Origin of the sequence: Wolbachia endosymbiont of Cardiocondyla obscurior (genome assembly GCF_902713635.1) — a bacterium.
GTDB lineage: Bacteria > Pseudomonadota > Alphaproteobacteria > Rickettsiales > Anaplasmataceae > Wolbachia > Wolbachia pipientis.
The window spans coordinates 1-11,099 of record NZ_CACTIU010000045.1 but is presented as its reverse complement, the minus strand read 5'-3'; the positions used below and the strand labels follow the sequence as shown (position 1 = coordinate 11,099).

Genomic DNA, 11,099 nt, shown 5'->3' with positions numbered 1-11,099 from the left:
GCTAATGTCAGCACTATAACTCTTACTTTCTGTCCTTTCATTTTATTTTTTAGCTTTTCATTTTCTAATATAAAATCAAAATCTAATTCGCCAGCGTTCCCATAGCTTACTATAATTTCTTTTTTGCAAGCAAAAAATAAAATCTACTTCCAAATCATAATGCTGCTGAATGAATTTTACTGAAGACGATCATAGATAAATAATAATTTCTCTTGATTTAATAAACGCATTTGAGTGATAACTTCGGGTAATTGCTCTGCCGCCAACGTTTGTTCACCTATATTCCAAGCTGCAAGACGAGCACTGCAAATCAGCGAAGTACACAAATCAACAAACAAATTGCCAATGGTGCCTGTTGTTCCATTTGGTTCAAACTCGGATACAATTTCCCCAGAGCTGGGTAATCTCATACCAGAACCATCTGCTGCAATAAGTCTATAGCCTCTCCAACTCAGGTTCATCCTGATAGGCTGTTTGGATGCTTAAATTCTTGAAAGCCTGTATGGCAAATCTTATACCTTGCTTTAGAAAAAGCTTGCTTTGAGGGTACATGTCAATGGCTCCATAAGTTCACATTCTATTCCCAAACTTTTTTTAACTAACTTTAAAATCATAGAAAATACTGTCGAAAAAGCTTGTTCGTGTAAAACTCAACACAATGGATTTTCTGAAAAGTTTTCGAGTATATTGCATTTTTAATTTGTAGAATAAGGTTTTTTCCTTTTTGCATATTTCACCTAAAAAGGACACATTTTAAACTTTTTTGTTGCAATAAAATAGAAACAAAAGTGCTGTCCCTTGCACTCTTTGGATAATTTAATGATAAAAAATTTGGAGAGAAATTTTATACACTATCGCTGATATTTTTCCTTAAGTTGACGCCATTGCCTGAACGGATACATGACAAATCTATCGTTTATCAAATCGTCGGTAAGCCTAAAGCTATAGCCATTAAGCACGATAAAGAAAATCATTCATAATCGCTATAGCAACTAGTGTAGACACTTGACGTTCCTTGTGATTTGATAAATAGAGGTTTTTATCTGACTTCACAACAAGGGCTTCTGGATGACTTTGAAAGTGAACATTACCATGCTTATCTTCAATAGCCTCTATTACCCCCTCACTGGAAAATGCTGCAACTTTATATCCAAGTGACTCCAATTTTCTTCTATTTTCTGGTGTATTACCTACTGCTCCTGAATGAGCATCTGGAAAATATGTTGAAAACCAGCCATTTTCATTAGGTATTAGGAATTTGGCTACTACTTCTGCTAAACGACTATTTGGAACGATCTTTATCTGCTGGAGAGGTACATCCTCTTTCTGTGGATTAGGTGCTGATTTTAAATGAGATCTTTGCTTCTCTTCATCACTCACAACACTCACTACTTCAATTCCCTTTGCATTCATTATGCCTTCACATATGCCAAGTAAATGAATTGCAGGGTTATCATCAACTATTTTTACAATTGCTTCAGTAACAAGCTGGCGATAAGGAGTGGGTGCTGAATGTAAATTATCCGGAATAAATATCCTATTTATTTTGTGCTCTTTAATGAATTGTGCAACTTCAACTTTTATTCGGTCTAATGTTAGCTTTTTTGCCAATGTTTTATCTTGTTTTGCGAGATTAAGTGACTCTGTCTGAATTTTTTTAAGGCTAATTATCTTATTATAATCAATCAGTACAGTCTTAACCACAAAGTTATTAAACATCTCATAGATATTTTGAGATAGCCCAAGTTCATGTGCTTCTTCCGTTTTCAACAAACCAACAACTACGTCATTATTTACTGTATTTTCTGCCGTCAAGACAGTTGACACTGGTTCTTCTTTTCTGGTTACATGTTGAGATGCCGGTTTTTCACTAACGCCAGCATAAGTAATATTGCTTAATAATAGAACTATAATTAATAAGATATTAAATATTCTGCTATAATATCTATACATATAGTTTACCCTCTCAACACTTATATCAATATCATAACATATTATAGAACGTTTTACAACAAAAAGGTAAATTTGGTAAGAAAGAGAAGGTGGCCTGAGCAGGAATCGAACCAGCGACACAAGGATTTTCAGTCCTTTGCTCTACCAACTGAGCTATCAGGCCAACTGTATACTTTTATTTTTAGATAAAAAATGTTATTATGTCTATCAAAAGTTTTTAAAGTAGTTTATAAAAATAAAGGATGAACATTAATGACAAAATAGGAATCTACCCTGGCACATTTGACCCTATAACTTTTGGGCATATTGACATAATCAAAAGAGCGTGTAAACTAGTCGATAAATTAATAATAGGAGTTGCAGAAAACGTTAATAAGCATACTGCCTTTGACACAAAGCTACGCACAAGCATGGCTGAAAATGAAATCAAAGGACTAGGAATTGATGCAGATGTTATATCTTTTAATGGGTTGCTAGTGAAGTTTGCCAAAGAGCAGAATGCTTCTGTTATTATTAGAGGATTAAGAGCAGTGTCGGATTTTGATTACGAGTTTCAAATGAGTTGGGTAAATTATAAACTTCTTCCTGAAATCGAAACCATATTTCTTCCTGCTTCTGAAGATACTCAATTTATCTCATCAAGCTTTGTAAAGGAAATAGCAAGATTAGGAGAAGATGTTAGCAAATTTGTATCAAAAGGTGTTCAAAACGAATTGATTAACCTGAATAGGATAAAAAATGGAGAATAGTGCTTGTTGTTTTTTATTTCTGAATGGGTATATTCAATATATAAAATGTTATAAGCTAAAGGAGCAGCATGTCAAAAGTGAGGGTTAATAATAGAAAAGTTTGTTGTCATGGTGATGAGAATGATGAGGGTTCTGGCCATCCATTAATATATTTAGATATGGGAGAAGAAGAGGAAATAGCCTGCCCTTATTGTGAAAAGACGTTTGTCCATGACTGTACTGTGGAAGCGGTTGGGGAGCTGACTAGGGATGAGCTCTAATGGCACTTCTGCAGACTTAGCTTATGTAAATAGCAATAAGAGGGGCAGTAAAAATGAAACTGTCCATACGGTCGAGCACTCCCCCATGGCCAGGTATCATATTTCCACTATCTTTAACACCGTAAGCTCTTTTAACAAGCGACTCAGTGAAATCGCCAAGTTGCGCTAGAATAGCAATTGCAAGGCCAATGATTGGAGAATAAAAAATTGAAAATAGACCAAAAAATATTGATCCAAAAATTGTACACACTACTCCAGCTAAAATCGCACCAAGAAGTCCTGTCCAAGTTTTTCCAGGGCTAAGAATTGGGCAAATTTTAGCTCCACCAAAATTCTTACCAAATAGGTAGGCAGTAACGTCAATTCCCCAAATGGTTAAGACGAACCATACTAATGCGTATTTTCCCTGTGGTAGATTATATAAATATATTAATGAGGCGCTTGGTAGTGCAATCAATAATAATGCAAAAACGTATAAAATTTTATTTCCTTGGGTTAGATTATACCATTCAAAAGAAGATAAAACTGCTATTGAAAAAATCAATAGGTAAAACGATAAATCACTAAAATATGTAGCAAAGGAAAATATGAATAATATTACTATTGAGGACAACATTCTAATTATAAAATTATTATCTACCATATTTTTTCTCTCTTTTTGTATAATCTTCTAATGCTTTACTCAAATCTTGACAAGAAAAATCAGGCCATAAAGTATCACAAAAATACAATTCAGCATAAGCTGCTTGCCATAATAAAAAGTTGCTTAACCTTTTTTCGCCGCCAGTGCGAATTAATAAATCCAATTTTGGCAAATCTTTAGTATACAGAAATTTTTCAAATTCCTCTTCTGATACATAAGCAATATTTTCTTTTATAATATTGCTTATAGCTTGTGTAATTTCTTGCTTTGCTCCGTAACTGACTGCCACAGTGAGTAATAAACCATCGTTCTTATGTGTCATTTCTTCTGCTTTTTTAATTTGATCCAATATTTTACTGGATAACAGACTTAAATTGCCAATAAAATTCAACTTAATGTTACAGTTGCAAATGAAATTGACTTTATCTTCATTAGTTAAAACGGAGTAAAATAAATCAAATAGACAGTCAGTTTCGTTTTTGGGTCTAAGCCAATTCTCCATAGAGAATGCATACAAAGTTAAGTAGGGTATGGTTAGGTCCGTACAATACTTGGCAATATCGTATGCAACTTCACTGCCCTTTTTATAACCATCAATTTTTACTCTTCCTTGATTGTTTGCCCATCTACCATTACCATCCATAATAATTGCTAAATGTTTCGGTAAAGATTCTTGATTCAACATTTAAATTTAACCTAATTTTGACTTGAGTGAAATTTTTTGGATTTCAATGGACACCTGGAAGGTGTCAGCTACTTGCATGACAGGAAGAGAGTTACTGTAGTGACACCAATAGTTGATACTTGAATGCAAAATTGGTGTCATCCCAGTGCTCCGACACTGGGATCCAGGAAATTTGATTTCAAACAAGTGCATCAGATAGTTGTATAGTAAAGACTGGATTCCAGTGTCAAGCACTGGAATGACATCATTTGCTATGTAAGCTTTCTCCATATCATTTAGTGATTCAGTATATCCTTTTCTTTGATGGACAATTCACCATCAATTTTTTTTATATTATTATCAGTAATATTTTGTATTTCCTTTTTAGCACCATGAAAATCATCTTCTGAGATTTCTTTATTTTCCTTCATTTTTTCTGTTTCTTCCATAATATCTCTACGTATATTTCTAATGGCAATCCGTGCATTTTCAGCAAACTGATGCAATAATTTCACTAATTTTTCACGGGTTTCTTGTGTCAAGTCCGGAAGAGCTATACGTATGGTGCTACCCTCGACAACAGGATTTAAATTCAGGTTAGCATTTAATATAGCGTTTTTCACTTCACCTACAACACTAATGTCCCAAACTTTAATTGATAGGGTTTTGTTATCTATAACCGAAACACCTGCAACCTGATTTAACTTTTGATGTCCACCATAGATATTTACAACTATACCATCAAGCAACGATGCGCTAGCTCTACCAGTGCGTACGCCTTTAATATCATCATGAAAGGACTGAATAGTTTTTAGCATTCTTTCTTTTGTTTTAGCTTTTATTTCATTTAACATAAATTACCTAATGTTTACAATCTGAAACTATAGTATAAGTACCTTGACCCTTAATAATATTGACTATTTTTTCTCCCTTCAAAGAAAAAACTATAATGGGAATAGAATTCTCACGAGCAAGTGAAATTGCTGATGCATCCATAACTTTTAAATCACGAGTCAACAAATCCGTGTAAGAAAGCTTATCATACATTACAGCATCCTCATTTTTTTTCGGATCAGCGGAGTATACACCACTTACTTGCGTACCCTTTAGAATAACATCACAATTCATTTCAACAGCACGTAAAGCCGCAGCTGTATCTGTAGTAAAAAATGGGTTGCCTGTGCCTGCTGCAAAAATTACCACTCTACCTTTTTCTAAATGACGAATAGCTTTCCTTCTTATGTAAGGCTCACATACAGTGGCCATGGGTATTGCAGATAATACCCTCGAAGCTACTAAATTTTTTTCTAAAAAGTTTTGTAAAATTAAAGCATTGATTATAGTTGCAAGCATTCCAATATAATCACTGCTTGCTCTTTCACAACCACTTAAAGACGCAGATGTGCCACGAAAGATATTACCACCACCAACAACAATACATACCTGAACTCCAAGATTACAAACTTCAACTATGCCTTTAGATAACTCACCTATAGTCTCCATATCGTGACCAAATTGCTTTGATCCCATCAAAGCCTCACCAGAGATTTTAAATAACACTCTGGAATATTTTATTTCGCTTTTTTCATTTGTTGAGGGAAACATTTTTTACCATTTAGTTTGCACCACCCAAAACAAGTAACTTGTAATTAGAGAGTTTAACAGCACTCAACTCGCTTGATTTTATAAAATCAGAAACTTTCATTTTATCATCCTTTATGAACTTTTGTTCTAGTAAAACAACTTCTTCATAGTACTTAGCCATTCGTCCATCTACTATTTTTTTTGCTACTTCTTCAGGTTTATTTAAGCCCCTCACTTGCTCTTCAATTATAGAACGTTCATTTTTCAACTTCATTTGATCTAAATCATCTATAGACAAAGCTTCAGGCTTCATAGCAACTACATGCATAGCTATTTGTTTCCCAATCTCTTGTAGCTTCGCCTTATCACCAGATGATTGCAATGCAATTAAAGCACCAATCTTACCTAAGCCACACACATCACCATGTACGTAGCCAGCAATAACTCCATCCTTAGCTTCTAAGTAACAAAGCTTGCTTAACTCTAGCTTCTCACCAAGAACTGACGTACCATTCATAATAGCTTCCTGCACTGTGCCAATGCTTTCATACTTGGCATTTTTTAACTCATCAACGCTAGTACAGCGTTCTTGATGAGCAATTGATGCTAAATTTGAAACTAACTCTATAAATTTCTCATTCCTTGCAACAAAATCTGTTTCGCAATTGAGTTCAACCAATGCACCATAATTTTCAGTCAAACACATAGCAACGAGTCCATCTGAAGCTATTCTATCAGATTTTTTGTCAGCTTTAGCAAGACCTATTGTACGTAACTTATCAACGGCTTTCTTGATGTCACCATCACATTCTTCCAATGCTTTTTTACAGTCACTTAAGCCAAGCCCTGTTCTATCACGTAATTCTCTTATATCATCTGGATTCATCTTCATTTGTTACTACCTCCCTTTCTTCTTCTTTGTAAACTTTACTACGTCTCCTTTTAGTTTGCACAATACCATCTTCTTTTTCTTGAATAAACTCATCACCCCTTATATCATCAATCTTAACTCCAGATTTTGCTAGACTAGACTCTATTCCAGCTAATATAGAGTCGGTAGCTAATTTACAATAGAGCTCTATTGATTTTCTTGAGTCATCATTTCCAGGTATTAGATAAGTAATACCATCTGGATCAGAATTAGTATCAAGTATTGCAACTATTGGAATTCCTAACTTCTTAGCCTCCTTAACCGCTATATGCTCTTTATTAGTATCAATGATGAATAAGATATCAGGAATTGCTCCCATTTCTCTAATACCGCCAAGCGCCTTATCAAGCTTTTGCTTTTTCTTTTCAATGTTTCCCAATTCTTTCTTTGTTAAAATGCTATCCTCGTCATTTAATATTTTCTCATATTGCATCAAGGTTTTTATCGAAGAAGAAACAGTGCCCCAATTAGTAAGCATACCACCAAGCCAACGATGATTCACATAATATTGACCACAACGAATCGCTTCACTTGCAATAATATCAAAAGCTTGAAACTTTGTACCAACAAATAGAATGCGACCACCTTGAAATGCAACGTCATATAAAGCCTTCATGGCCACCTGTAGCAATGGTAGTGTTTTTCGCAAATCAATTATATGTATACGATTTTCTTGATGCACTCCATATATGTATGGAGCCATTTTTGCGTTCCAGCGACTAATTTTGTGACCAAAATGTACACCAGATTCAGCTAAATCACGCACAGTGACTTTAGGCAAATTTGTCATATATCATTCCTCCAAATAGTTTATCTTCCATGGCATAACCCTAATGGGACTACTTGTACAAGCCATGTGTGAAATTAAATTATTTACATAGTAATAGAAAAGACAGCAAAGCGCAAACAAAAAATATTGACAAAGGGCAACATGTTTATTAGCTTTAAAGTTGAAGCCCGAAAACGCTAAAAAGAAATCAGGGGGGTGTAGCTCAGTTGGTTAGAGCGCATGCCTGTCACGCATGAGGTCGTGAGTTCAAGTCTCATCACTCCCGCCATATTGGTTTTAGCATAATCTAAAATCCGCAACCGGTATTGAGAAACGCTTTCACCAAACTTGACATGGCATGGTATTGCAATTAATACTTAAATAGGTTTATTTTTATCATTAACAATTAGGATTAAATATGTTCATTTCTGAAGTTTTTGCAGCAGATGCAACTAGCAATACATCAAGTATCGGCGCATCTTTTGCTAGTTTTACTCCATTGATTTTAATATTTGTGGTATTTTATTTTCTCATTATTCGCCCGCAACAAAAAAAACTAAAAGAACATAGAAAGATGATAGATCAAATAAAACGTGGTGATACAGTCATTACTTCTGGTGGAATAATAGGTGAAGTTAATAAAGTTGATGAGGCAAATGCACAATTTATAATAGAAATAGCACCAAAAGTTGAGATAAAAGTTCTAAAGTCCGCTATATCTGAGGTTTTAAGCAAAGAAACTCAAAAAGTAGCAGCTAAACCAATTAAAAAGGTAAAATCGAAAGAATGATAAAAAGAATATAAATCAACCAGTAATAAAGGCAAAAATGCTTAACATGTTTAGAAAAAAGTTTGTTTGGTGATCCATTTGTGTGCGGAATATTTGGTGTAGTAAGTAGCGGTGATTCAGTAATACCAACCTTACTAACTGGGTTACAAAAATTGGAATATAGGGGATATGATTCCTCAGGTATAGCAATCATAAATAACGAAGGTAAGATAGAAGTCAAAAAATCAGAAGGTAAAGTCGAAAGGTTATGTGAAGTTGTTGATGACAGCAAGATGTCTCACAGTACAGTTGGTATAGCACATACTCGCTGGGCTACACATGGAGTCCCAGGCCTTAAAAATGCTCACCCCATTCGTACAAATAACGTTGTTGTTGCTCATAACGGCATAATTGAGAATTACAATCTGCTAAAAAAGGGCCTAGAAGAAAGGGGCATGTCATTCCATACTGACACTGACACAGAGATCATACCAAACATGCTAACCTTATATCTCGATGAAGGATTGTCGCCAGTTGATTCTCTATTTAAGTGTTTAAACAACCTACACGGCTCATTTGCCTTGGTCTTATTATTTGCAGAATATCCAGACGCCTTATTTGTTGCGAAGAGAAATTTGCCTTTAGCAATAGGCTATAACTGTAACACAGTGTTTGCTGCATCTGACTCTAATGCTTTAAGTGCATTTGTGGAAAAAATATCGCATTTGGAAGATGATGACATTGCAGTGATAAAATCTAGTGGAGTTAGTATATACAACAATGGTACACAAGTTAAACGCAGTATAGAAAATAGTAGTCCAAGTGATTTTCTAATTAGCAAAAATGGTTACCCTAGCTTCATGTTAAAAGAGATTTTTGAGCAACCGCGTGCATTAAACAAAACAATAAATCAATTTTACAAGCAATATAAAGAGGTCAACAAAAAATTATTCTCTGAACTGAATCACATTACTATAGTTGGATGCGGATCATCTTATTTTGCTGGGCTAATAGCGAAGTATTGGCTGGAAAGTATTGCTCAAGTTCGAGTATATCTAGAAATCTCATCAGAATTTAGGTATAGCAACGTCAAGCTGGAAGAAGGCAGCATTGGGTTATTCATTTCTCAATCTGGTGAAACTGCAGATACCATAGAAGCGCTGCGTTATGCAAAATCACAGAAGCAAACAATCATTAGTATAACTAATACATTTAGCAGCAGCATTGAAAAGATCTCAGATATTGTGTTATATACTCTTGCTGGGCCAGAAATTGGTGTTGCTTCAACAAAAACCTTTTCTGCGCAACTTGCAACTTTAGCATGCTTTGCCGTGGAGCTTGGAAAAATAAAAGGTGTACTGGGTGGAGAGAGAATAAAACAGCTAAGCAACGCTATTAACTCTATTCCCGAGTATGTTGAGCACGTTTTGAATGTGATGAAAATACAACATATATCGGGCAGTATATTAGAACACAATAACGTTATTTTAATCGGCAGAGGAAGTTCATACGGAGTTGCAATGGAAGGCGCATTGAAAATAAAAGAGCTTTCATATATCAATACAACTGGTATTGCAGCGGGAGAAATGAAGCATGGTTCTATTGCTTTAATAGACTCTACTGTGCTTGTTATAGCAATTATCCCTTATGATGATTTATTCTTTAAAACGCTATCTAATATACAAGAGATTATTGCAAGAAAAGGCAAAGTAATTGCCTTCAGTGATAAACAAGGAGCGCCATTCCTAAGGGGAGTTTGCGCAGATGTGGTGCAACTTCCAGACACTGATAATTTTATCTCTCCAATCATCTACAGTGTTGCTATGCAATTCCTTGCTTACTTTACTGCAGCAAAAAAAGGGTTAGATGCAGATTGTCCAAGAAATTTAGCTAAGTCTGTCACGGTTGAGTAGTCCATTTAAAGTTAAAGCTAAACTTCTAATAAGGTAACCAGACTGCATTCTGTGATTTTTAGCAAAACACGATACACAATCGTCATTCCGCTACTAATTAGCGGAATCTATGCCGAGATACCGCGGCGGTATGACGGTTCGCGGTGGTATGACGGTTAAGTAATTCGTCATCCCGCTGCTTGTTAGCGGGATCTAGAGATACCGCGGCGGTATGACGGTTCGCGGCGGCATAGCTATCTTCAAAAATATGGTTGAATAATTGTTAATAATAGTGTATAATTATTAATATTTTTAAGCACTTTGGCTATGGCTTTATCTAAGTTTCTCGACCCTAAGCTGGATTTGACCTTCAAAAAAATCTTTGGAACGGAAAAAAATAAGAATATTCTCATACATTTTTTGAATGATATTTTAGGATTTACCGAGATAAATACTATACAAGAAGTGGAATTCCTCAGTACTATAATGGATCCTGAAATTGCCTCTAAAAAACAAAGTATCGTTGATGTTCTTTGCAGGGATGAAAATGGGGTGCAAGTAATAGTCGAAATGGTGCGACCTGAAAGCCTTCGGTCATATTGTTTAAAAGGAGAGGAATTCATTCAGAAAGAAACTGAAAGGATTCTAAAGCTTATTGAACCAGATGTTTTGCCATCTGAGTCTACGCATCAGTGCGAATTGGGTAACCAGTTGGTGCCGAGCGACGCGGACAATGAACCTCCTCTTGATAAAGAAGATGCTCAATCGTGAGAGAAAGCATAAACTACAAGCATCATGTGGTTGGAGGGCTAGGCTTAGTGGTATGGTGAACGTAAGTGAAGCTTCATAAGTATCGTAACGATTAAAGAGCTAAAGATGCTGATA

Annotated in this window: 12 protein-coding genes, 2 tRNA genes and 2 pseudogenes; 6 read left to right on the top strand and 10 right to left on the bottom strand. The window is 35.2% G+C overall.

Features of this window, described 5'->3' with window-relative positions:
• The 3 genes and pseudogenes from WOCAOBSORBRA_RS04065 to WOCAOBSORBRA_RS04055 all read right to left on the bottom strand — a co-directional run.
• Positions 1-730: pseudogene (locus WOCAOBSORBRA_RS04065) on the bottom strand (transposase); the annotation flags it as partial.
• A gap of 221 nt (positions 731-951) precedes the next feature.
• A complete protein-coding gene (locus tag WOCAOBSORBRA_RS04060) occupies positions 952-1,815 on the bottom strand; it encodes a gamma-glutamyl-gamma-aminobutyrate hydrolase family protein (protein WP_375138385.1) in 864 nt (287 codons plus the stop codon).
• Positions 1,816-2,043: 228 nt separating this feature from the next.
• A tRNA-Phe gene (locus tag WOCAOBSORBRA_RS04055) sits at positions 2,044-2,116 on the bottom strand.
• Between the two features lie 79 nt (positions 2,117-2,195).
• Between WOCAOBSORBRA_RS04055 and coaD the strand changes: the two genes are divergently transcribed.
• Together coaD and WOCAOBSORBRA_RS04045 are read left to right on the top strand one after the other, a co-directional pair.
• Complete coding sequence (coaD, locus tag WOCAOBSORBRA_RS04050; RefSeq protein ID WP_015589048.1) at positions 2,196-2,702, top strand: pantetheine-phosphate adenylyltransferase; 507 nt, start codon at positions 2,196-2,198, stop codon at positions 2,700-2,702.
• Positions 2,703-2,770: 68 nt separating this feature from the next.
• Positions 2,771-2,962, top strand: coding sequence for a zinc-finger domain-containing protein (locus tag WOCAOBSORBRA_RS04045; RefSeq protein WP_006279326.1), 192 nt, complete (start codon positions 2,771-2,773; stop codon positions 2,960-2,962).
• A gap of 16 nt (positions 2,963-2,978) precedes the next feature.
• On the opposite strand, the gene WOCAOBSORBRA_RS04040 is transcribed toward WOCAOBSORBRA_RS04045, so the two are convergent.
• From WOCAOBSORBRA_RS04040 to rpsB, 7 genes are read right to left on the bottom strand one after another with little or no spacing between them, the layout of a single operon-like run.
• Positions 2,979-3,605, bottom strand: a complete 627-nt coding sequence (locus WOCAOBSORBRA_RS04040) for a phosphatidate cytidylyltransferase (protein ID WP_015589049.1) — start codon at positions 3,603-3,605, stop codon at positions 2,979-2,981.
• Positions 3,595-4,290 (bottom strand): polyprenyl diphosphate synthase, encoded by a 696-nt coding sequence (gene uppS / locus WOCAOBSORBRA_RS04035; protein ID WP_174515980.1) that lies wholly within the window; start codon positions 4,288-4,290, stop codon positions 3,595-3,597. Before uppS ends, WOCAOBSORBRA_RS04040 begins: the two co-directional genes overlap by 11 nt.
• A gap of 6 nt (positions 4,291-4,296) precedes the next feature.
• The gene (locus WOCAOBSORBRA_RS06330) at positions 4,297-4,560 is read right to left on the bottom strand and encodes a hypothetical protein (protein ID WP_039964055.1); all 264 of its coding nucleotides are present in this window, start codon (positions 4,558-4,560) and stop codon (positions 4,297-4,299) included.
• Between the two features lie 5 nt (positions 4,561-4,565).
• Entirely contained in the window at positions 4,566-5,123 is a 558-nt protein-coding gene (gene frr / locus WOCAOBSORBRA_RS04025) for a ribosome recycling factor (RefSeq protein WP_155968563.1), read from the bottom strand.
• 7 nt (positions 5,124-5,130) lie between these two features.
• Positions 5,131-5,874 carry a UMP kinase gene (pyrH, locus tag WOCAOBSORBRA_RS04020; RefSeq protein ID WP_155968561.1) on the bottom strand — a complete coding sequence of 248 codons (744 nt, stop codon included), beginning with the start codon at positions 5,872-5,874 and terminating at the stop codon, positions 5,131-5,133.
• A 10-nt stretch (positions 5,875-5,884) separates the two neighbouring features.
• The gene (tsf, locus tag WOCAOBSORBRA_RS04015; RefSeq protein WP_155968559.1) at positions 5,885-6,745 is read right to left on the bottom strand and encodes a translation elongation factor Ts; all 861 of its coding nucleotides are present in this window, start codon (positions 6,743-6,745) and stop codon (positions 5,885-5,887) included.
• Positions 6,726-7,574, bottom strand: a complete 849-nt coding sequence (gene rpsB, locus WOCAOBSORBRA_RS04010; protein WP_010962661.1) for a 30S ribosomal protein S2 — start codon at positions 7,572-7,574, stop codon at positions 6,726-6,728. The genes tsf and rpsB overlap by 20 nt, the downstream gene beginning before the upstream one ends.
• A 191-nt stretch (positions 7,575-7,765) precedes the next feature.
• On the opposite strand from rpsB, the gene WOCAOBSORBRA_RS04005 reads away from it, so the two are divergent.
• The 4 genes and pseudogenes from WOCAOBSORBRA_RS04005 to WOCAOBSORBRA_RS06535 form a co-directional block, all read left to right on the top strand.
• Positions 7,766-7,842: transfer RNA gene (locus tag WOCAOBSORBRA_RS04005), tRNA-Asp, on the top strand.
• 129 nt (positions 7,843-7,971) lie between these two features.
• Positions 7,972-8,343 (top strand): preprotein translocase subunit YajC, encoded by a 372-nt coding sequence (gene yajC / locus WOCAOBSORBRA_RS04000; RefSeq protein WP_174515979.1) that lies wholly within the window; start codon positions 7,972-7,974, stop codon positions 8,341-8,343.
• A gap of 80 nt (positions 8,344-8,423) precedes the next feature.
• Positions 8,424-10,235, top strand: coding sequence for a glutamine--fructose-6-phosphate transaminase (isomerizing) (gene glmS, locus WOCAOBSORBRA_RS03995; RefSeq protein WP_174515981.1), 1,812 nt, complete (start codon positions 8,424-8,426; stop codon positions 10,233-10,235).
• A gap of 306 nt (positions 10,236-10,541) precedes the next feature.
• Positions 10,542-10,787: pseudogene (locus tag WOCAOBSORBRA_RS06535) on the top strand (PD-(D/E)XK nuclease family transposase); the annotation flags it as partial.
• Positions 10,788-11,099: the final 312 nt, after the last annotated feature.